The organism is Candidatus Enterococcus avicola, assembly GCF_047470845.1.
GTDB classification, from domain to species: domain Bacteria; phylum Bacillota; class Bacilli; order Lactobacillales; family Enterococcaceae; genus Enterococcus_D; species Enterococcus_D casseliflavus.
Window position 1 is genome coordinate 52,334 of sequence record NZ_JBLGTY010000009.1, and the last position, 21,010, is coordinate 73,343.

The following is a 21,010-nucleotide window of genomic DNA, read 5'->3' on the forward strand; positions in this document are numbered from 1 at the left end:
TTCCCTGATAGGTTGTGATTTTCTATAAGCCATGTTTTGTCCGTATTTTCCTCAGGGAGAAGAAAACACTGGGTAATTATCTATCTGCAATTACTTGCCTTCTTGCTCCGTTCATTTCCGTGCAAAAAGTGCCCCTACCATTGTTTGGGTTGCTCGCTCGAGGGGTTTACCGCGTTCCACCAAGACGGTTTCCCGCCTTGCTTCGTCACTGTGGCACTTTCAAGGATACTTTGGCATAGCGTACACCTTAGCCATTTTTCCTGCCGTTACTTTCTCAAGTACCCTAGCTTATGGTTTCGCTAGGCACGAACACTACAAGCATCTCAGCTTGTGCGAGCATGGACTTTCCTCAGCATAATCGAGTTATGCCGCAATTACCCGAAAACCACAACTATCTTTTCTACAGTAGATTAGAATTGACGGGTTTTTTCGTTGTCATCTTCAAAATCAGCATTTGTATAGTTGCTGTTGTAGGAAGAAGAACGAGTGACAGGTTCTGATTCACGATCAAGCTTTTTGCCAAACACTTCTTTTTCAAGATTAGACAAACGTTTCAAAATATCAAAGTTTGTAACGGTTTGGCTTTTCGGCGCTTCTTGTTGAACACGAGATGCGATCGCTTGGTTTTTCGACAATTGATCGATTTTCGCTGTCAGACGGTCATTTTTTTCTTGCAGGGCTAAGATCTCTTTATTGTAGCTTTCGTAGTCTTTAATGATATTATCTAAAAACTCGTCCACTTCAACTGGATCATACCCGCGCATTTTTGTTTTGAATTCTTGTTGCAGAATATCTTTTGGACTATAAATTAAATTTGCCATTATTTACACCTCATTGTTTATTCCAAATGGTTTTCACTTTCTAGACCATTCTATCAAAAAATATACGAAAATCAAAGTAAATTACTATCAAATGTTGCGTTTTGTAGGTCATCCATTGTTATTTGATGAATAAAGTAGGGATTTTGCTCACTATAAGCTTTGGCATCTCTTAAGAAATAATTAGGTTTTCCTGGAAATTCGTCATCATATAACACAAGTGCGCCTTCGGTATGCTCCAGTAAAAATGCCGTGTGATTTCTTAATTGACTGGGGTCTTGGTAAGGCTTATGGCTGGTGGCATTGACATAATCGGCAAATGACTTCGCTGTTTGCAGTGCCTGCTGATTTGTTTCGTTCCAATTTTCACCAAACCCTTCAAAAGGAAAAATAATTCCTAGTTTCAGTTCTGGGTATGTTTGTTTTAATTGTTCAACAGCTTCGGCACACCACAGCTCCGCTCCAAGATTCCCGCTGATCAAGAGCCATTCTAACCCTTCTTCGACATAATTGGTCAAAGTCGACATTATTACTTTCTTAATAACTGCAATCTTGGGATCTTTTGCTTGAAAGACACCTAATTCATAATTACGATAGCCAGTAAAGTATAAGGTTTTCATTGTTTCTCTGGTCATCTCTTTTCTTTCCAAACGACTTTTTGGTATAATGTTGCCTAGGAGTGTGAACAACATGGTTATTCGTTACCCGAATGGACAATCTACTACCTATGATGACGGCAAAAAACAAAAAATGCAAGAGAAACTAATAAAGCCAAAAACGTATGCCAATCGTGGGATGCGTTTTGAAGAAGCGATCAATGAAAGCAACCTTTATTATTTGAATCGGAAACTTGCTGTCATTCATAAGAAACCGACACCAATTCAAATCGTGAAAGTAGATTATCCAAGAAGAAGCGCCGCCGTAATCAAAGAAGCCTATTTCCGTGAGGCATCCACCACTGATTACAATGGGGTTTATCAAGGGCAATATATCGACTTTGAAGCGAAAGAGACTCAAAACAAAACGTCATTTCCCTTTAAAAATTTTCATCCACACCAAATCAAGCATATGGAAGACTGTTTGGAACAAGCGGGTTTATGTTTTGTTCTTTTATGGTTTTCTAGTCTACAACGCTGCTTTTTTCTCGATAGCAAGTGCTTAGTTTCTCAATGGCACCTGCAAAAAGAAACGGGAAAAAAATCAATGACACTGGCCTATATTGAAATGAATGGGATTGAAATTATCCCTTCAATTGCGCCGCGTATTCCCTATTTAAAAGCAGTTGATCAATTTCTAACGATGAAGGAGAATGATTAGTATGGCAAATGGATCACAATCGAGGACCTCTCGGCATGATTCTAAAAAAGGTACAGCTAAAAAAGCACCAAAGCCTCCTAAGGCAAAAGGCAAACGAAGCATTGGGAGTATTCTTTTAAAAGTATTTATGGGGCTGTTTTTCTTGGGCTGTATCGGGATTCTATCCGGGATGGGGCTATTCTGGTGGTATGCCAAAGATGCGCCTGCACTTGATGAAACACGTTTGGATTCAACGGTTTCTTCTCGTTTCTATGCGTCAAATGGCGAATTGATCACTGAATTCGGTAGTGAAACCAGAGAAAAAATTACAGCAAGTGAGATTCCTCAACTGCTGGAAGACGCGATCGTCTCTGTCGAAGATCGCCGCTTCTACCAGCATATCGGAGTCGATCCGATTCGGATCGTCGGTTCCGCATTATCCAATGCCACAACCGGCGGTATGCAAGGCGGAAGTACTTTGACACAGCAATTGATCAAGCTGTCCTTCTTTTCTACCAGCGCTGAAGACCAAACATTACGTCGTAAAGCACAAGAAGCATGGATGGCGGTTCGTCTTGAACAAATGAAATCAAAACAAGAGATCCTCACTTACTACATCAATAAAGTATATATGTCCAATGGTGTATATGGGATGCAAACGGCCGCAATGAAGTTTTACGGCAAGCCGTTAGCTGAACTAGACCTTGCGCAAACCGCATTGATTGCCGGTTTACCAAATGCCCCTTCAGCTTTTGACCCATTTGCGCATCCTGATAATGCGAAAAGTCGGCGAGATGTTGTTTTAGGTGCGATGCTGGAAAATGAAAAAATCACGCAAGCGGAATATGATGCGGCCGTTGCCGAGGATATTCAAGAAGGCTTACAAGACAATCCCCGTGAAAACCAAGAGTGGAAATACTTTGACAACTACTTTAACGAAGTGATCGCTGAAGTCAAAGAAAAAACTGGGAAAGATGTGTATACTGACGGCTTAGATATTTATACTAATGTCGATATCGATGCACAAAAACGATTATATGACATCGTCAACAGTGACGACTACGTTGATTACCCAGATGACAAAATGCAAGTTGCCGCTACCTTAGTTGATGTCAACACAGGCAAGGTGACCGCTCAGATCGGTGCCCGTAATGTTGATGATGTTCTAGCAAATAACCTGGCTGTCAATGTCGCACGAGACTTTGGTTCGACCGTCAAACCAATCACAGACTATGGCCCTGCCTTTCAATTTCTACAAGATTCCACGGGTAGAATGATTTTAGATGAACCATACACGTATAAAGGGACGAATATTCCTGTTTACAACTGGGATCGCCAATATATGGGCAATATCACCTTGCGGACCGCTCTAGCAGAGTCTAGAAATGTGCCGGCAGTGAAGCTGTTTGATGAAGTCGGCGCGGACAATATCGCAGACTTTCTCAGTGGTTTAGGAATCGAATATGATACGATCACCCAATCCAATGCGATTTCCAGCAATACGGATAAATTGGATGGCACAAAGTATGGGATCTCCAGTCTGAAAATGGCCGCTGCTTATGCTGCGTTTTCAAATGGTGGCACCTATTATGAACCACAGTACGTCAATAAAATCGTCATGCAAGATGGCACAGAAGACGAAGAATCCTTTAAAGTTTCTGGTCAAGAAGCAATGGATGATACGACAGCTTACATGGTGACCGATATCTTAAAAGATGTTATTTCTGTCGGAACTGGAACCAACGCGCAAATCGATGGTTTGTACCAAGCAGGGAAAACGGGAACGTCCAATTACACCGATGACCAGTTAGCACAACTGGATACATCGAATGGTGCCTACCCTGATATTACCTTTGCCGGTTATACTCCCTCCTACTCATTGGCGGTTTGGACAGGCTACAACGACAAAATGACACCGATCACTGATAGTAGTACCCATGTGGCTTCAGATGTCTATCGTGAATTGATGCGCTATGTTTCTGCTTCTGTAGAAAACACGGACTGGACAATGCCTGACGGATTGACACGGATCGGAAGAGAGCTTTATCTTGAAGGGACGTACACCCAACCAAGCTATTCAGCACCAAGTTCGTCCAGCAGCAGTTCCTACGTTGAACCAACGACACCTTCTACAGAAAGTAGCGAATCAACACCATCAAGTACAACAGAATCATCAAGCGAAGTGACACCACCAGTGACAACACCTGATGAGGATGATTCATCATCGGTCGTTACGCCTCCTGCTTCTAGTCAGGATCCCGGTTCAACAACACCTTCCAGCAGCGAAGAAAATCCTTCCTCACCACCGGACCCGCCGGAACCAAACGATGATAGTGTCGAATAATGGAGAATCGCAAAAAAACAGTAGATCAAAATCTGATCTACTGTTTTTTTTAATTCCTGCCATATAAATGTAGAAGCTTACTTTTCAAGCTCTTCAAACAGCAATTTTTTATCGGAAAGCTGATAAACTTGATTATGCAGATCGTCAAATAAATGAATCACATTTTCTTTCGTCTCGTTCACTTCAAAAAGAATCTCTTTGGCACGATCATGAATCCCATCGATCCGCATTTCTGTTGTACGGATCATTCGTTCAGATTCGATTTTCGCTTCCTGAATTGTGCGATTCGCTTTTCTTCTAGCAAAGACTAAGACCTCACTGATTTCTGTTTGGAACTGCTCGTTTTCGATTTGTAGGGCTGCATTTTCTTCCCTTAATGCTTCGATTGTCGCCTGAAGCTCTGCGACTTCTTCATTTGATTCGCTAGCTGATACATTTGCAGCAAGCTCTTCTTTTTCTGCCAATTGCTGTTTCAAATCAGCAATTACCTCTTGCAGCTGCTGGATTTCTTGCCGCTTCAAGGTCCATTCAGCGCGTTCCTTTTCGTAAGTTTGTTTCTCTTGTTGCTCTTTTTCTTGCTGAACAGCTAACTTGGCTTCTAATTGCTGGATTTTTACTTCAAGTTTTTCTGTATCTTCTTTTGCAAGCTGCTCTTCTAGGTCTTTGACTTTCTTATTCGCTTCTACTAGCGAAGCTTTTAATTCTTTTGCCTCTGTTTCTTGTTGAGCCACTACCTTCTGCTGTTTTTTTAACTGATTTTTTTCTTCCTGTAGTTGCTCATTTTCTAAAATCAATTCTTTGATTTCAAAAGATAAATTTTCAATCATATGATCCTTTTCTTGTTCTTTTGACTCTTGCTTATTTGTCTGGTTTGTACTCAATTCTTTCTCCATACGTTCTCCTTTATCTTCAACGAGTTGACTATCCTTGGCGTAGCTATCACGGTTGCCAGAGGACTTTTGCTGCACTGCTATCTTTTTGACACTTTGCTCTTTCTGCTGATCTCCAGCCACTCTTTGGTGAGAAATCGGTTTTGCGAAAGTTTGTGCGACAGGTTTTACTGCTTCTTTCTCGGTTTTAGGGAGTTCATTGTCTGCTGCTCGATTGGTCTCGTCCTCATTTTTTTCAGGGGTAGCCTTTGCGGACCCTTGATCCTCAACGATTCCCTCTTCTTGATTTGTCTCCTCAAATTCATTCAGCTCTTCTATGGATAATTGATTCACTTCATCCATTAGCTTTTGGGCAGAAAACCAACCTTTGTTTTTCTTTTTCATCATTAATTTTTCACACTGCCTTTTTGTTCATTTGTATTGATCGTTTCACTTTGATCCGTTTGAGGAGTAGACGATATGCTCTCGCTCCTCTCGTTGTTGTCTACTTCTTGAGCATCAGTGTTTGGGAATCTGCGTTCTAAAAGGGTCCAGACCCCATTCTCGTCACGAATGATCGTCTGCTCAAAGGACTGATCAGAATCCTTGAAAAATTGGACAGAGAAGGTTCCTTGGGTGATCAGGGGAACGTTCTGCATATCATGGAGTAGACGAGAAAAATTCTCTTCCCATCCGTTTAAGTCATCAATTGATGGTAATTTGCTAGATAGAACAATCGAGATTTCTTGCAAAGGCTGATCAACAAAAATCATCGCTACAGTGCGACCTAGATATGGTGATAACTGATAGGCCAACTCATATTCAGCTGCAAACTGTGCTTCACGATCATTGGAGACGAGTAAATGCTCCCAATCAATCGCTTCAAAAGAAAAGCCGTTCTCAGGATATGCAAAAATCGGCATACGCATCCATTCCGTTTGTTCAGTTCTTAGCGCGAAGACTTCCTCTTTCAATTGACTGGTTTCTTCTTGCAGCTTTTGCAAATGAATGCCGCCTGTCAGCTGAAAAACTGTTAGTAGCAAGACACTTACGATTATGGCACTACTGCAGCCCAATAAAATTAGCAGGTGCCCACTGCGCAGGTTGTGCTTAAATAAACGCAGTTTCCTTTTGGATAAAGCATCTGACGACAGCTGCTTTTCAACTTTTCTTAATAAATATTCTCGATACAATCGCCAACCGATGATACTACCTGCTCCAATGGCAAGCAGTATCATCCCAATATAGATAAAAATCACAGTCTCTTCCTTCCATCAAAACTAAAATTCGTTTTATTCATCCATTTTGATACAAACTTAGTCTCATTGATATGTTGCAAGAAATGAATCATCGCAAACTTCCTTTCAAAAAGCTGATGTTTCAGAAGAACGTGGTCACCACACCATAAAAGGTTTTACTTGAAATGATTCCAAATTCTCTACTATCACTTGAAGTGAGCAGTGCATCGCCAACGACAAAGTACTCATCTTCTTTGAGGTACCCCCGAATCGGCAACGCCTCAACGGCTTCATCCTTCACAGTGATCATAAATGAAAAATCAAAGTCAGTATCCTCCGCCCCAATCAACAACCGCTCCTGTGTACGAACGAAGGAATCCCCCGGCACACCAATCACTCTCTTGATCAAAAATTTTCCTTCCTGTTCGAAAGCGATCAGCTGATAGCGATTTGGCTGACGCTTTTTATGAATCAGCACAACTTGTCGATCCTCGATCGTCGGCAGCATGGACGTTCCTCTGACTAACGCCAGTCGATACGGCTGAAGAAACGCAATAAGCAAAAGGACCATCAAAAAGATACCGCTGATAGGAAGACCTATTTGTCTATGCCTTTTACTCATATTGCCAGCCCTCCATCCTTATTTTGGCATAATATATGAAACACTTGATGAGTGCGCCAATTCATTGCTGATCACGCGATAAGAGATTGTGGTTCCACCATAGACATTTCCTTCTGAAACCAAAATACCATTTGGACCAACGGCTTCAACAAAAGCGACATGACCATAACGAGGATCAGATCCAGCTGTTCCAGGTGCAAAAGAGATCATACTGCCTGCTTTAGGCGTTTGACTGACGTTGTAACCTAAACGTCGTCCGGTATTGCCCCATTGACCACCATTTCCCATGTAGTCATCTACTTGACCGCCTAATTGACTCACCCGATTGAACACATACCAAGTACATTGTCCAACAGGATACGAACCAGAAAGATTGTAGTCACGACCGTTGTATTCTGGGAATGTCATGAGGGAGCGATACTCTTCTGGAATTTGTTCTTTTCCTTGGATAAACAAGCCTGTTTCTGTTGCGATCACTTGGTCATATTGCGTCAATCCATAGACCGCAATCAGTGAATTGATTTTTTTACTATAATTAACATCGGTCGCATAAGTGCCCGTCAAAGCATCTGCTGCCCGAAGATAGTTTTTTGATTCAGAGCGCCACACGTCTTGATAAAAGGTTGGATTTCCAGTGATTCCTCCGCGAATCAATTTGACATAATCTGCCATCGAATCTCGATAACTTGAATAGGAACGAAAGGCTGCTTGAATTTGGAATAGTTCTCCGTTGCCTTTATCTTCCATTGTTGGTAAAGTCACGCTGCTTCCTTGATAACTGCCTTTGATCCCAAAAAGGTTATAATGGGGACTGCTGGAAAGCCCGCTGTCGCCACTGCCGCTTTCAAGGATCGCTTGCGCGATTAATACAGAAGCAAAGACATCGTATTCTTGCCCTAAGCTTTGGGCTTCTTGTGCCAATGTTTCAATAAACGTCTGGGTCTTTTGATTCACTGTAAATTCGTAAGGGGCTGGATATTCAGTAACTAGCTTTTCGCCATATGTAGCCAATTCAGGATTTGATAGCCGTCTGATCGATAGCGGCTCTTCGATTGAAACCCGCTGAACTTCGATGGCAGTTTTCGTTGGCTCTTCTTGATTTGTCACTAAACTTGCTTGGTAACCATCTGCGAGGTAGATACCGATTAACTTATTTTCGTCATATAAAAGATCCCCCGGTTGTAATTGTTCAACCTGCTGTTCTTTTTCTATCCAGCTAGCTTTTCCTTCTATAACCGCTTTGATCCGTTCATTGATCCATTCGTCCATTGTCGATGGTTCTTCTAGTTCACCAATTTGCCCGATGATCTCGTAGACCAATGCCGCTTGCCATTGGGCATCATAATCAGCTAATATCGGCAAGGTGAAATCTAACAGATTCGAATCTGCGATCTTCGCTGCCCGAAAACTCTCTGGTAAATCAATGGTACGTCCATCATAAAAAGAATTTTTCAAGTGAGAAGTAGCATCTGGTGATTGAACGACAGGGTTTATTACTTGCTCAGGTGCAATAATCGGAGGTGTTTTCGGCTCCTCTTTTTTTGCATTTTCAGTATTTTCGTTGCTCTCAGTTGAAATTTCATTTTCTTTTGGTGCCAATGACTCATCAATCAAGTCGGTCTCTTTTGGCTTGTTCTCTGTTTCTACTTCTAGATCGTCCGTTTCAGCATCTAGTTTTTCCTCTTCCTCGGAAGGTTCCGTGGACTCTAATTCCTCTAGTTCGGTCGTTTCCGCTGACTCGGTCGTTTGTGTTGAGTCTGATTCTTCAGACGAATCAAGAGATTCTACAACGGGATCTGCTGTTTCTGAATCCATAAGCGGTTCATTTGATTCGGAGGATAACTCGGTCGAGTCCTCCGTTTGCTCTTTGCTGACGTCTTCTTGACTTTCTTGGTCTTCTGCTGCCGATGAATCTTGGTCATCAAGTTGCTGTTCGACATTTGTATTTTCTGAATAGTTATCAGGCTGAAGGCTTTCTTTCGCCAGCAATACGGGAGAAACAAAAAGTTGGCTTGCTAAAATCCCAGCACTGAATAATGTCAGATATGACTTCTTTTTTTTACTCTTCATACAGTTTCCTTTCTCTTGTTTCAGCTGGCATCATTGGTTTTGAACAAAACCTGACGAACTGATTCAAAGCTACTTGAATAGTTTTTGCACGAGTTTAGGTGAACTCTATATCTTCGCGGTTATTATGAAGCAAGCGTGATCTACCGCAAAAAAACGGTAAAACCCACTGCTTTTCAAGCGATTTACTCACTATCTTCCTATCAAGAATGGAAGCTGTCATAGGCGTCAACAGCTTCCATTTGATAAGATTGAGCATTGATCATTCGCTAGATGGGACAAAACTTAACTCCCATTCAATCGTTGCTTGGTAGGTCATGTTACGCGGATTTGATCCAATGGGTACTTCAAGTTTGACACTATCCCCCATCGTCCCCATATCCCCGTAGCGCTGAATCCAGGTACCGCTTCCTTCATTTGCATCTGCTTCAGCGATCAAAGCGGGTACCCCAGGATCAAGGATCATTGATTCACTATAAGTGGGAGGAATTGCTGAATTGGCAGCATTCGTCAGCATAACTGCATTTTCTAAAATAATTCGTGCACCCCGAAGTTCTTCTCCTCGATCATTACGAAATCCTGCAGCGGATAATGTCGCGTTTAGTTCCCAGCCGGTAAATTGAGCGCGACGGTCAGAAATCTGCACGTAATTCGGCCGTTCCTCAGTTACTGAGCCATCTGCACTGCTAAGACGTTGCGGCAATGCCTTGTACTGTTTGGTATCTGCACTTATTGATACATCTCCAAAGCTATACTGGGAGATGAAATCGATACTGATAAACCCTAAATGTTCTGGTATATCCGGTTTATTTTCTGGATTCACTTCAATATCTGGCGCGATCGGATCTCGTGGATTCATTGTGGCAATCTCTTGAACAACTGTTTCAGCTGTATCAAATTTTCCATTTAAGAAAGCGTAAGCCGTCACCGTATTATGTTTTGTAAACCGATCCCCCTCGGCTAAGGTCAAGCTGAAATCACCATTGGCATCTGCTTGAAGATGGAACAAGCTGTTATCATCAAAAGAGGGTGATTGCAGTTGCGGTGCGGGAATCGCTGGATCTCCGTCAAAACGAATCACACTATAAGGTGTGGCTTTTCCCCTAATGATTCTTGAGCCTTCCAGTGCCGGGTCTTCCGTTAATGGTTCTAAATGAACCTCGACATCTGGAATATATTCAAATAGGATACGTTGTGCTCTTGTGGTAAAATTCGCGCGAAAATGATCAACGATCTCTTGAGAGATGGAAGAAACATTCGAAATCGATGACAAGGTTGAGGCAAAATTAACTTTTAAATTGAAGATTGGACTCCAACTGAAGTCTGGTTCATTCGTCAAGTTTCCGTGCCGCCATTGTTTCGCTGCTTGAATATCCACATCTAATAGCCCACCGCTGCCGGAGATCGAAATAAGGCTGCTATTTGCTGCATTTCCGGTAACCGCCCTTGTTTTCTCTAAATTGATGCGTTGTGCATCCGCAAAAGTGAAGGTTGAGGCCGAGCTCAAAAATGTCATCAAGGAATGAGAGGGATTGGTTCCGTCTGACTTAATATCCAAGATTCCTTCTTTAGCAACAATAAATGTGGCGGCACCGGCTACATGGATCACTCCGGATGTGGTGGTCCCTTGATTCACTGCATCAATTTCGACACTGCTTTTATTTCCAATAAGCATCGTGCTTCCAGCACCCATGTAGATAATGTTATAGCCCCATCCATTGAGGCTTGTGGTACGTCCGTCAGCTTTGATTACCACTTTGCTATCCTCAGACATTTCAAAGTGGGCGCCGCTAGCATACAAACTGATTGCGGGAGAGTTGGCTCGAGCATTCAAATGAAGCTCGGATCGATTACCGATATCGATCCGACCATTTTGAATGTAAATATTTGCCCCATAGGCTTCTCCTCCTGTGCCAGCTGTTCGCAAGGTCATTTTCACATCATCGCCAATAATCATTCGACCCGTTGCATAGTACAAATAAATATTTCCCGCATTAATCGTTGACATGTCAACTACTGCGTTATCGAGAACTTCTAATTGGGTTATTTCCATATTCACCTGATTCGTTGCGTTGATCGTTTGTACTCGTCCTGATCGGGACGTATACGTTGGTGATTGATGCGATGTTACCTCGCCAGACATAACGACAGGTGTTGCGTGCGAGTGAATCAATTGATTTCCCGCATTGGTCAAATTATGGTAGCGCATTCTGGATAGATTCTGTTGTGGAATGCTCATATTCGTAAAATTCATGAAGCCATAATAGTTGCCATGACGATATCGATATTTTGGTACGTGATGTCCCACGGCGTTGCACTATTGACGGTACTATCATAAAATCCGACAGCAACAGCTCTAAAGTCGATTTGATACCCATTGCCTTCGATCACAAGCGTTCTTGAAATTCCAGAAGCATTGGTCCAAATATAGGCTAATCCATTTGTTGGGTTGGAAGTTGCACTTCCCACAGCCACTCCAGAAACTCCTTAAGTAGGATTATCCGAAGATTCAAAGTCGTTTACGATATTGATATAATTTACATCTTTATTCACGATTGCCGCCATAAATTCTTGCCAGTTGGAAACATCCCGATGACTGATTTCGTTTAACGGTGTGACCGGTTCTGTCAATTGGGCAATCGCTTCTGCTTGATCAGCTTCTGTGTCTTGCTGATTCTCGTTTAGGTTCGCGTCATTGGAAGGTTGCGTGGTTCGTTCCCCTTCCTGCGGCGTCTCTGATGGTGAGACTTCTGTCTCGATCGTTTCATTATCTGCATCATCATCCGAGTCCTCTTCCTCGTCATCTTCTGCCTGTACTTCGATCGTTAGTTCCGCTTCACCTATAACCAGTTGATAATCGCCTATTTTATTAAAGACGATAGGAATCTCGAACTCCATTAGCTCTTCATCAAAGGTAAGCGTCCATTCCTGTTCTTCTTCAGACAGCTTTTTACTCTTCACTTCTGCAGCAAATTCTTCTTCCACGATCGCTGCTTCTTTCGCTACAACCAGCGTAATCTCATCTAACGGTTGGCTTGATACGACGAAAACATCGATCGGTTGATCCACGACACCTTCAATCACACTAACTGGAAACTGAAAAAAAGGGGTATGGATGTCAAATTCTTTTGTTTGGATCGGTTGTGTTGCTTTATCAAGCAAGGACATGTTATGCGTTTCGTCCAATGGTTCAATCGTGTGATCGATGGCGTGGATTTCTGGCAATAGTAAACTGCTCAGACTTGGAAAAAAAGTTTGCACACTTAGCAATCCAATAATGATCGCAATTATTACCTTGTGTGGGGTATTCTTCATTTCAACTTTTCCCACCTTCCTTTGCATTTTTTTTCTGACGAACAATTAGGATGATCGCAAGCAATAGAAACAAGCTGATTAGACCAGCCGTGGCGATCATCCACCAATTGAGTGACGTATCTACAGTGACATCGAGTTCATTTAAGCGGCGAGCATCTTCTGCCTCTACGCTAAATGTCTGTTCCCAAAACCACTCTTCCTCTCCTGACCGCGCAGTAAGATTCAATACATACTCCCCATTACGAAAACGATCGCCATTCAAGGGAATTGGGAAATGCATATGTGAATTAGGAGCCATTTGCATCGCTGATTGACTTGTTTCATATAAAATTGTCTCACTGCCAACAGATCGAATTTCAGCTGTTACTTCCAATTGATTGACAAATGTTGAAGTATAATTTTGGATAACAGCACTAAATACGTTTCGGTAGTTTACTTGATCGGCAAAAACATCAAGCAGTTCCAATCCCGGATCCGTTGCGGACCGATTGTTGCTTACTACCACACCAATGACATAGGAAAATGCATTCCGAATACCTAATCCTTGTTCAGCAGATTGTGTTTGCTCCTCTTCCGAAATAACCTCTTTGATTCGAATGCCACCTGCCAAAACCCCTTTAAATTCCTCTTCTGGCATCGTAATCGGTAAAGAAATGATTCGTTTTTCTAATGGATCGAACGATACGGTTTCAGGCACCTCTACCAGTTCATCAATTGATGCAGGTAAAGTCGGATCAGGGGATTCTGCATCCCTACCATATTCCACAACACCATTCACATTCGTAAATGCCGTATGGGCAGAAATTTCTATTTCGATCGCTTGATCAGAACCATTTTCGATCTCTAAAGCCAATTCATCACGTTCTCCTGCCCCAAGATTTAAATCGAAATACCCCAATGCCCCTCCTTCCAGCTGACTTTCCGGTAAGATAGGCGTCACATAGAAGTTTAATTCTGATTCTGTCTGAGCATAGCTCAATCTTGGTGAAAAAAAGAATGATAATAGGATGACCGCATAGGTAACCGTTTTTATCCATTTCATTCTCATACGTTGTTCAGTCAAAAGTGGTTCTCCTTCCAAAAAAGGCAGGAATAATTTACTATTCCTGCCAGTTGTTTCTTGTTGCAAGCTATGATCCTTCTTACGGATTTACTGTTTCGCCGCCACTATCAACAGAAGCAGTTAGCGTCCATGTCATTTCCGCAGTATAGTTAGTTGCTAGCTGCGTGGTAGAACCTGGTACAAATAGTTGAATATCATCATTTCTGATAATTTCGCCTTCTTGTTTATTAAGATTTTGTTCCGTCAATTTTTCTTGATCTCCCCAGTAAATCGATGAAGCGCCCGCGCCTTGACCGACCGAAGCACGCATGACAGGAATGTCTTGATCGTTGACATCTAAGATCAACGCATTTTGTTCTTCATTATTGATAACGGCACTTGGCTGTAAGTCTGGATCACCCTCGACTTTGTTGAACACGATCTCAGGGTTTGCCAACTTGATTTTTGCCCCAGTCAAGACATCCCCTGATTCAGAAGTAAAATCAGTTAGACTAACATTTAATGTCCAACCAGCATGCGTTCCTCGGGTATCTTGCACTTGGGCAAACGATACATACGGTGTCGTACCTGATTGATCAGCCAAATTACGCTCATCAGCAACGATTGAATACCAACGATCACTGGTAGAAATTGCATTCTGACCAAAATCGAATGTTTGTGGTGCATAAGCAATGGTAAATGGACCCGTTTGTCCTGGCGGTGTTGGTTCGATCGTTTCTACTTCTGGGTGCACGACTGGCGGTTGTACGACTGTTAGATCGCTTCCGTCTGAGGTAAACCCTACAACGTTATCGGTAGTCGTTTCTAATGAAGATTGGGCAAAGGCTTGAACGCCTCCTGCTAGTAAAGTGGTGGATAATACAGCGACCGTAGCTAAACGAATCTTTTTCATTTCTAGTTCCTTCTTTCTTTTTTATTCAGTACAAAACCAAGTTATTGGACCGTTTCTCCGTCCGGTCCAGCTGTTGCAGCCAATGTCCAAGTAAGGGTTGCTTCATAAAGAGCAGCGTCTTTTGCTGTTGATCCAGGAACAAGTAACTCGATTCCAGCATTTTCAACAACCTCTGCGCCTGCTTCCACTTGTCGATTGATTTCTTCCTGATCGCCCCAAACGACTGACGATACGCCAGCACCTTTTGTTTGAGCAGCGGTCAGAACCGAACGCTCACTATTTGTAGCATCTAAAATCAATCCATCCGCATGAATTTGTGGTTCATTTTCTTGGTTGCTTCCGTTATATTCCAATTTTGGCGAATTAAAACGAATTCGTGCTCCAGTCAGTTCATTATTCTGTGTTCCTGATTCAAAAGCACTTAAGGAAACTTTTAAATCCCACCCAGCATTTGTCCCACGCGTATCTTGGACTTGAGCAAATGAAACATATGGAACTCTTTCTTCACTATCTTCCGCGTCTTTTAGCTTGTGTAATTCAGCCACTAGCTTATATTCTTGATCGGTATTAGAAATCACTTGCTCACCGAAATTAAGCGTAGGTGCGTAAGCAATCGTCAATGGTCCCGTTTGTCCTTCCGGGCCGACTGGATTGATCTCTACATCTGGACCATTAGGACCAGGATTTGGTGGTTGAACCACTGTCGCTTCGCTATCGTTTGGTACAAAGAGAACTTTCCCTTCTGTATCATGGTTTGTTACACTTTCAGTAGCGAAGGCTTGCGCGCTAATAGTAAATAAAGTTGCAGCTAAAACAGCTGCCGATGCAAATCGTACGAATTTCAAATTCATCCCTGCTTTCAAATTATTTGTCTTTTCTTTTTAACCATCATAAATTTTGACCGATGTTTGGTATATTGCACATACAATACAACCAGTACGAGCAGTAATCCAAGTAAGATTCCGCCGTAAGTTCTTGTCTCGTTGGTCTTTGGTAAAATACCACCTGGTTTTGCTACCTCGTTTGGTGGCGAGATATTCTCTGTAGGGCCTGCTGTCGGTGCTGGTTCGGGTTGCCCAATAGGCTCATAAACACCGGTAAAAAGCACAGAGCTTTCTGTTTCAACCGACTGCACTTCCTGAGCATTCACCGCTGCCGTAGAAATAGTTATCCCATAAAAAAGAGTGCAAAACAGAACCATACGAACTAATTTCCATACCTTTTCTCCTTTCATTCTCCCTCCTCCTCTATACTTGCCACATCTTATAAGTGATCTTTCAAAACTGTGTTTGTCTAAGACCCGTTAACAAAAAATGATTTTGAGATCGTTACAGAATCATTTGAACTGTGCAACGCTTTTTCTGTCATTCGTAAAATAGCAGAGAAAGACTTATAACCTTTGACAAAGTTCACTATACTGATGATTTTCACAGATTTGAAATACTATTTTTCACCAATAGGTGAATTTTCTTATTAATTTTACGTTTTATTGAACAAAAATAAGCAGTTTTATAAAAAGAAAGGGTGAAAATTGTGCGAAAGAAACCCATCATACTAAGCTTACAAATAGTTTCAAAAAAAAGGCGTATCGGAAGGTTCATTTCGCATCGAGCATCATCCCTCACACGATCTCTTTGTGAAAAAAAATCTGATTTTGAGTGGTGTAATCAAAAAAATTCAGTAAGCTTATGTTTTTCCAGTTACTTGAAAGGGCTTTAATAAAGGGTATTACGTTAATTACCTGTTTTTTTATCAATTTGTGCAAAAAAAACGCTAAGCGATTTCGCTTAGCGTCTTGATCCTAGTTATTTTTGGTTTATGTTCACCATTAAATGGTTTTCTTCCCCTTCATCCGAAGTTTTCCTTCTTGGCACATTGTCAACAATGGACAAACCTCACACTTAGGTGCCCGTGCTGTGCAATGATAACGACCAAAGAAAATTAACGTGTGATGCGTTTTGACCCACAACGTATCTGGAATCTTTTTCATCAATGTTTGTTCGACTTCTAATACGTTGGCGTCTAGTTTACAGATGCGCAGCCTTTTTGATACCCGCTCGACATGCGTATCGACAGCGATTGCTGGAATGCCAAACGCATCGCCAAGAACGACGTTCGCTGTTTTTCTGCCGACACCTGGCAAAGAAATTAAGTCTTCTCTGGTTTGAGGCACTTCGCCTCCAAAACGCAGCAACAATTCAGAGGCACAAGTTTTGATATTTTTCGCTTTGTTTCGATAGAGGCCAATCGATTTGATTTTTTCAATAATGTCTTCTAACGGCGCCTCGCTGAGAGCCTGCGGCGTTGGATATGCTTCAAAAAGTGCCGGTGTCACTTTATTAACTGACACGTCCGTTGCCTGTGCGCTTAGAATGACAGCAATCAGCAATTCAAAGGCATTTTGTGACACTAGTTCTCCATGTGCTTCAGGAAACATCTCATACATTATTTCTATCGCAGTCATTGTTTTTTCTTTACTGATCATTGGACGAATTAAACTCCTTGTATCTTACTCTCCTTCTAACCAATTATGCATAGGGATTTTGGGCATTGGGCCATCTTCTTGTGGCGTGGTTTCATTTTGAAGAAACTGTTTTTTTCTTCTTTTTTGCTCTTCTTCTACTTGCGCTTTTGAGGTAATATTCTTGCGTTCCCACGAAAGCAAAATACGATCGATATAGTTTAAACTATACGCTTGATTCAAGACCGCTTCTCGCAAAGCAAACTGGACCAGCTCGGGATCATAGTGGTCCTCATCCAACCACTGCCCGATCCGTTGGTATTCGATCGCCGATAAGGGGCGACCAAATTCTCCTTCAAATAAGCGATACAACTCGCGAATCTTCTCTTCATTTGTTTCAGCGACTTCTTTTTTGGATTGCTGCTGTAAAAGAAACTCGAGCCGTTCATAAATGCCAGTGAAATCATAATAATCAACCATTTTTCCTGCGTCGTCTTTTTTAGAACCCATTCGCAGCACATCTTTTTTCAGCAATTGATTCAACCAATGATAGATCTCTTTTTGGTCGCTGCCCATCACCGAGGCGATCTCACGTAAATCTGGAAAATCATTGCCTTGCTCATGGCTGCGATACAGTTGCAGCCATAACAAAAATTCATCATTCGTCAAACCAAGATGATGGTAATTCTCTAAAAGCAAATTTGAAATCGTCGTTTGCCCTTTTGCCAAATATTCCTTTAACGAAACCATACTACATCCTCTTCTCCTTGGCTCACTTGAAACATTAAGATTCTTCCTATCAGGATCGAATCAATAAAAAGGGGACGACGCAAATGCGGACGTCCCACGATTCTTTGTTGGTTACGCTTTTTCTTTGACTGCTGCGATGATCTCAACTTCAACCAAAACATCTTTTGGTAAGCGAGCAACTTCGACAGCAGAACGTGCAGGTAACGCTTCATTGAACAATGTGCTATACGTATTATTGAAAGGAACGAAATCATTCATATTTTTTAAAAAACATGTCGTCTTAACGATGTCATCTGGCGTAAGTTCCGCCGCTTCAAGAATCGCGTTGATATTTTTCAATACTTGCTGAGTCTGTACTTCAATCGTCGTACCGACAACTTCCCCCGAAACAGGATCTAATGGCACTTGACCAGAAGCAAACAAAAAGCCGTTTGCGATTTTTGCTTGAACATAAGGACCGATTGCTTGTGGTGCTTGATCTGTAGAAATTATCTTCATTTTGTTTCCTCCTCTTTCACTTGGCATTCAGGACATAGACCATAAACTTCTAGTCGATGGTTATTTATTTGATACCCAGTTAATTTCGAAGCCGCCATCTCGACATCTTCCAATCCTGGATAGTAAAAATCAGCGATCTTTCCACACTTTTGGCAGATAGCATGATAATGAGGCTCCGTTGTAAAATCAAAACGACTGGAGGCATCTCCATAATTCATTTCTTTTACAAAGCCAATTTCTGTGAACAAACGTAAGTTATTGTATACCGTTGCGACACTTATACCAGGAAAATGAACTTCGATCGCCCGATAAATCTCTTCAGCGGTCGGATGGGCATCGTGACTGGCTAAAAATTCTAATATCGCTACTCGCTGCGGTGTAATACGAATATTTTCATGTTTTAATCGTTTGATCGCTTCATCGTAGATCGTACTCACAGGAGTTCCTCCATTTCTCTTATCTTACCTATCATACTATGTAAAACCTAAAAATTCAAACAGCTTTCCTTGTTTTTTTAAAGGAATAACGCATTTGCCTAGCCCGTCTTCCCTCAGTTTTTCGAGAAAGAAAAGCAGACAAACGAATGCCTGCTTTCCCCCTCTTTGCTAGTCTTCAAACTGATACAGTGCCGTAGACAAATAGCGTTCACCATTATCTGGTACGATCGCTAAGACTTTTTTGCCTTTTCCTAAGTCCTTAGCAACCTCTAATGCCGCTTTGATCGCTGCACCAGAAGAAATTCCTACTAAGATTCCTTCTTTCATCCCAACTTGACGCGCAGTTTCCATGGCATCCTCACTAGCGATGGCAATCACCTGATCATAAATCTCAGTGTCTAGTACTTTAGGAACAAATCCCGTGCCGATCCCTTGGATCTTATGGGGACCAGGTTTGCCACCTCCTAAAATAGCTGATTCTGCAGGCTCAACGCCCACGATCTTCAAATTAGGATAGACGCGCTTCAATTCCTTCCCCGCACCAGTGATCGTGCCACCTGTGCCGATCCCAGCAACAAAAGCGTCTAACCCTTTAGATTCAAACGCATCCTCAATTTCTTTCCCTGTCGTTTTTTCATGGACTTCTGGATTGGCTGGGTTTTCAAATTGTAATGGCATATAATAGCCGTCTTGTTCTGCTAATTCTTTTGCTTTATTGATAGAACCAGTGATTCCTTCAGACCCAGGGGTCAAAATCAACTCTGCGCCATAAGCTTGAACAATTTTACGTCTTTCAATACTCATGGTTTCTGGCATAACCAGCACGACACGATAGCCTTTTGCCGTACCGATCATGGCTAAGCCGATCCCAGTATTCCCAGATGTTGGTTCGATGATGGTATCACCAGCTTTTAACAAGCCATTTTTTTCTGCTTTTTCAATCATGGCTAAAGCAATTCTGTCCTTGACACTTCCCCCAGGATTGAAGAACTCTAATTTCAGATACACATCCGCAGAACCTTCTTCTACGATGTGATTTAATTTGACGATTGGCGTATGCCCAACTAACTCATTGACCGATTGATAGATTTTTGTCATTGAAAATCCCTCCCGTTCTTATTCTTCCATTCTACCTAAAATAACCCCGAGTTGCGAATAAAAAGTAAGCAATTTCAATTTTTTTCTTATTTTTTTATATTTGTTTGTATTCACTTTCTTTATTTTGTTTTTCCATTACAAAAAAACCTTAAGAATGATGCCATTTAGAGCAATCATTCTTAAGGCGGTATCAGATAATTAAACGATTAATTCTTGGCCAACAACAATGACCTCACTAGATAACCCATTTGTTGCCATTAGAGCGTCGACCGTTGTACCAAATTTATTGGCGATATCCCAAAGTGTATCGCCTGAAGCAACGTAATAGCTCTGCGATGTAGATCCGCTGTTTACCTGAGTCGTCGTTGTAGTTTGCGTAGTACTGGTGCTAGTCGTGCTCGTTGTATTTGTCCATGCGGTACTTTGCGTTGCCCCAGTATCAAAGCGTGTGAGCTGATACGTTTCAATTAACCAGTTCAGTTTTTGTGCATACCCTGGATCGGTAGCATAGCGCCCCGTCAAGTAATTCGTTGCATCATAAAATGAGGTTGTTTGGCTTTTCCAAACACCACTGTAATGAGCAGTTCCTGTCGCGAAACTCGTGCTGCGCAAGACATTCGCATGATCCTGAAACGATTCCCAGTAAGAGTTATATTGACGAAACGGTTCATTCATCTCTACCCACTGACCATTCAAATACTCTTGTGTAGGCATATAGACACTTTGTCCGTTGTAACTGCCTTTGACCCCAAACAAATTGTAATAGGGTGCATTGGATAACGCGGAAGAACCATAGCCGCTTTCCAAAATCGCTTGAGCAATCATCACAGAAGCATAGAGATCATTGTTGGCAGCAACATCTTGTGCTGACCAGCCAATTTGCTCGATAAAACCTGAAATGTCCTGCGTTGCGTATTGATTCTCAGCAGCTTGTACCTGTTGAGGAACGAAAGTGACCGTCATTGGCGCTAACATCATTCCTGCCCCCATCAAAGAGACCACCGCCTTTTTAGTAGGTCTTTTTATCGTCTTCTTTGGTTGATGATGTCTTTCACTTCTTGTTTGATAACTTCCCATTTTTTTCCTCCAGTAACTGTACGTTTTTTCAAATAAATCAATACAGCTATTATACGGAAAAACATCTAACAGTGCAAACAATGATCACTTTACACTTTGGAAAGAGTCTTTTAAAAAACTAAACGAACATTCTTAGTATTCTCAACAAAACAAAAAACTTTTAAA

19 protein-coding genes, 1 other RNA gene and 1 pseudogene are annotated in these 21,010 nt (G+C 41.9%); 2 read left to right on the top strand and 19 right to left on the bottom strand.

The annotated features are described in order from the left end of the window. Positions 1–20: 20 nt before the first annotated feature. From rnpB to ACI3E5_RS09425, 3 genes are all read right to left on the bottom strand, one after another. Positions 21–386, bottom strand: an RNA gene (rnpB, locus tag ACI3E5_RS09415) — RNase P RNA component class B. A 24-nt stretch (positions 387–410) separates the two neighbouring features. Continuing rightward, positions 411–821, bottom strand: a complete 411-nt coding sequence (gpsB, locus tag ACI3E5_RS09420; protein WP_498821564.1) for a cell division regulator GpsB — start codon at positions 819–821, stop codon at positions 411–413. A 71-nt stretch (positions 822–892) separates the two neighbouring features. Beyond that, entirely contained in the window at positions 893–1,438 is a 546-nt protein-coding gene (locus ACI3E5_RS09425) for an SLOG family protein (protein WP_005226143.1), read from the bottom strand. Positions 1,439–1,508: 70 nt separating this feature from the next. Here ACI3E5_RS09425 and recU point away from each other — a divergent pair, with 70 nt between their 5' ends. Together recU and ACI3E5_RS09435 are read left to right on the top strand one after the other, a co-directional pair. Further along, positions 1,509–2,135, top strand: a complete 627-nt coding sequence (gene recU / locus ACI3E5_RS09430; protein ID WP_142964943.1) for a Holliday junction resolvase RecU — start codon at positions 1,509–1,511, stop codon at positions 2,133–2,135. Position 2,136: 1 nt separating this feature from the next. Then, a complete protein-coding gene (locus ACI3E5_RS09435) occupies positions 2,137–4,458 on the top strand; it encodes a PBP1A family penicillin-binding protein (RefSeq protein ID WP_375806509.1) in 2,322 nt (773 codons plus the stop codon). A gap of 77 nt (positions 4,459–4,535) precedes the next feature. On the opposite strand, the gene ACI3E5_RS09440 is transcribed toward ACI3E5_RS09435, so the two are convergent. From ACI3E5_RS09440 to ACI3E5_RS09515, 16 genes and pseudogenes are all read right to left on the bottom strand, one after another. Beyond that, positions 4,536–5,732: a hypothetical protein gene (locus tag ACI3E5_RS09440; RefSeq protein WP_498855866.1), complete on the bottom strand. Its 1,197-nt coding sequence runs from the start codon at positions 5,730–5,732 to the stop codon at positions 4,536–4,538. 2 nt (positions 5,733–5,734) lie between these two features. Then, positions 5,735–6,586 carry a hypothetical protein gene (locus ACI3E5_RS09445; protein WP_498821570.1) on the bottom strand — a complete coding sequence of 284 codons (852 nt, stop codon included), beginning with the start codon at positions 6,584–6,586 and terminating at the stop codon, positions 5,735–5,737. A 121-nt stretch (positions 6,587–6,707) separates the two neighbouring features. Then, positions 6,708–7,187 (bottom strand): signal peptidase I, encoded by a 480-nt coding sequence (gene lepB, locus ACI3E5_RS09450; protein WP_015509748.1) that lies wholly within the window; start codon positions 7,185–7,187, stop codon positions 6,708–6,710. 18 nt (positions 7,188–7,205) lie between these two features. Continuing rightward, positions 7,206–9,257: a glucosaminidase domain-containing protein gene (locus ACI3E5_RS09455; protein ID WP_325843699.1), complete on the bottom strand. Its 2,052-nt coding sequence runs from the start codon at positions 9,255–9,257 to the stop codon at positions 7,206–7,208. Between the two features lie 259 nt (positions 9,258–9,516). Then, positions 9,517–11,463: a WxL domain-containing protein gene (locus tag ACI3E5_RS09460; protein WP_498821594.1), complete on the bottom strand. Its 1,947-nt coding sequence runs from the start codon at positions 11,461–11,463 to the stop codon at positions 9,517–9,519. Between the two features lie 15 nt (positions 11,464–11,478). Next, positions 11,479–12,596, bottom strand: a pseudogene (locus ACI3E5_RS09465) (pectate lyase-like adhesive domain-containing protein); the annotation flags it as partial. Further along, positions 12,571–13,698: a WxLIP family cell surface protein gene (locus ACI3E5_RS09470; RefSeq protein ID WP_413132473.1), complete on the bottom strand. Its 1,128-nt coding sequence runs from the start codon at positions 13,696–13,698 to the stop codon at positions 12,571–12,573. The gene ACI3E5_RS09470 and the pseudogene ACI3E5_RS09465, both read right to left, overlap by 26 nt. 13 nt (positions 13,699–13,711) lie before the next feature. Next, positions 13,712–14,524, bottom strand: coding sequence for a WxL domain-containing protein (locus ACI3E5_RS09475; protein ID WP_498821574.1), 813 nt, complete (start codon positions 14,522–14,524; stop codon positions 13,712–13,714). Positions 14,525–14,565: 41 nt separating this feature from the next. Then, complete coding sequence (locus ACI3E5_RS09480) at positions 14,566–15,369, bottom strand: WxL domain-containing protein (RefSeq protein WP_015509752.1); 804 nt, start codon at positions 15,367–15,369, stop codon at positions 14,566–14,568. A gap of 14 nt (positions 15,370–15,383) precedes the next feature. Continuing rightward, on the bottom strand, positions 15,384–15,758 hold the full coding sequence (locus ACI3E5_RS09485) for an EF2685/EF0750 family sortase-dependent surface protein (RefSeq protein ID WP_325845163.1): 375 nt from the start codon (positions 15,756–15,758) through the stop codon (positions 15,384–15,386). Between the two features lie 594 nt (positions 15,759–16,352). Further along, positions 16,353–17,009: an endonuclease III gene (gene nth / locus ACI3E5_RS09490; RefSeq protein ID WP_195960721.1), complete on the bottom strand. Its 657-nt coding sequence runs from the start codon at positions 17,007–17,009 to the stop codon at positions 16,353–16,355. A gap of 24 nt (positions 17,010–17,033) precedes the next feature. Beyond that, the gene (locus tag ACI3E5_RS09495) at positions 17,034–17,735 is read right to left on the bottom strand and encodes a DnaD domain protein (RefSeq protein ID WP_010748401.1); all 702 of its coding nucleotides are present in this window, start codon (positions 17,733–17,735) and stop codon (positions 17,034–17,036) included. A gap of 111 nt (positions 17,736–17,846) precedes the next feature. Next, the gene (locus tag ACI3E5_RS09500; protein WP_015509753.1) at positions 17,847–18,233 is read right to left on the bottom strand and encodes a RidA family protein; all 387 of its coding nucleotides are present in this window, start codon (positions 18,231–18,233) and stop codon (positions 17,847–17,849) included. Beyond that, positions 18,230–18,670 carry a Fur family transcriptional regulator gene (locus ACI3E5_RS09505; RefSeq protein WP_005226158.1) on the bottom strand — a complete coding sequence of 147 codons (441 nt, stop codon included), beginning with the start codon at positions 18,668–18,670 and terminating at the stop codon, positions 18,230–18,232. Before ACI3E5_RS09505 ends, ACI3E5_RS09500 begins: the two co-directional genes overlap by 4 nt. A gap of 168 nt (positions 18,671–18,838) precedes the next feature. Next, positions 18,839–19,768 carry a cysteine synthase A gene (gene cysK / locus ACI3E5_RS09510; RefSeq protein ID WP_005226159.1) on the bottom strand — a complete coding sequence of 310 codons (930 nt, stop codon included), beginning with the start codon at positions 19,766–19,768 and terminating at the stop codon, positions 18,839–18,841. Between the two features lie 198 nt (positions 19,769–19,966). Continuing rightward, positions 19,967–20,845 (bottom strand): glucosaminidase domain-containing protein, encoded by an 879-nt coding sequence (locus tag ACI3E5_RS09515; RefSeq protein ID WP_325845162.1) that lies wholly within the window; start codon positions 20,843–20,845, stop codon positions 19,967–19,969. Positions 20,846–21,010: the final 165 nt, after the last annotated feature.

What these genes read in the sequence shown, in the direction of transcription:
- lepB (WP_015509748.1), bottom strand. Translation starts at nt 7,187, where the DNA reads ATGAGTAAAAGGCATAGACAAATAGGTCTTCCTATCAGCGGTATCTTT.
- ACI3E5_RS09425 (WP_005226143.1), bottom strand. Translation starts at nt 1,438, where the DNA reads ATGAAAACCTTATACTTTACTGGCTATCGTAATTATGAATTAGGTGTC.
- ACI3E5_RS09515 (WP_325845162.1), bottom strand. Translation starts at nt 20,845, where the DNA reads ATGGGAAGTTATCAAACAAGAAGTGAAAGACATCATCAACCAAAGAAG.
- ACI3E5_RS09495 (WP_010748401.1), bottom strand. Translation starts at nt 17,735, where the DNA reads ATGGTTTCGTTAAAGGAATATTTGGCAAAAGGGCAAACGACGATTTCA.
- ACI3E5_RS09440 (WP_498855866.1), bottom strand. Translation starts at nt 5,732, where the DNA reads ATGAAAAAGAAAAACAAAGGTTGGTTTTCTGCCCAAAAGCTAATGGAT.
- ACI3E5_RS09455 (WP_325843699.1), bottom strand. Translation starts at nt 9,257, where the DNA reads ATGAAGAGTAAAAAAAAGAAGTCATATCTGACATTATTCAGTGCTGGG.
- ACI3E5_RS09475 (WP_498821574.1), bottom strand. Translation starts at nt 14,524, where the DNA reads ATGAAAAAGATTCGTTTAGCTACGGTCGCTGTATTATCCACCACTTTA.
- recU (WP_142964943.1), top strand. Translation starts at nt 1,509, where the DNA reads ATGGTTATTCGTTACCCGAATGGACAATCTACTACCTATGATGACGGC.
- nth (WP_195960721.1), bottom strand. Translation starts at nt 17,009, where the DNA reads ATGATCAGTAAAGAAAAAACAATGACTGCGATAGAAATAATGTATGAG.
- ACI3E5_RS09485 (WP_325845163.1), bottom strand. Translation starts at nt 15,758, where the DNA reads ATGAAAGGAGAAAAGGTATGGAAATTAGTTCGTATGGTTCTGTTTTGC.
- ACI3E5_RS09435 (WP_375806509.1), top strand. Translation starts at nt 2,137, where the DNA reads ATGGCAAATGGATCACAATCGAGGACCTCTCGGCATGATTCTAAAAAA.
- gpsB (WP_498821564.1), bottom strand. Translation starts at nt 821, where the DNA reads ATGGCAAATTTAATTTATAGTCCAAAAGATATTCTGCAACAAGAATTC.
- ACI3E5_RS09460 (WP_498821594.1), bottom strand. Translation starts at nt 11,463, where the DNA reads ATGCGCTACCATAATTTGACCAATGCGGGAAATCAATTGATTCACTCG.
- ACI3E5_RS09500 (WP_015509753.1), bottom strand. Translation starts at nt 18,233, where the DNA reads ATGAAGATAATTTCTACAGATCAAGCACCACAAGCAATCGGTCCTTAT.
- cysK (WP_005226159.1), bottom strand. Translation starts at nt 19,768, where the DNA reads ATGACAAAAATCTATCAATCGGTCAATGAGTTAGTTGGGCATACGCCA.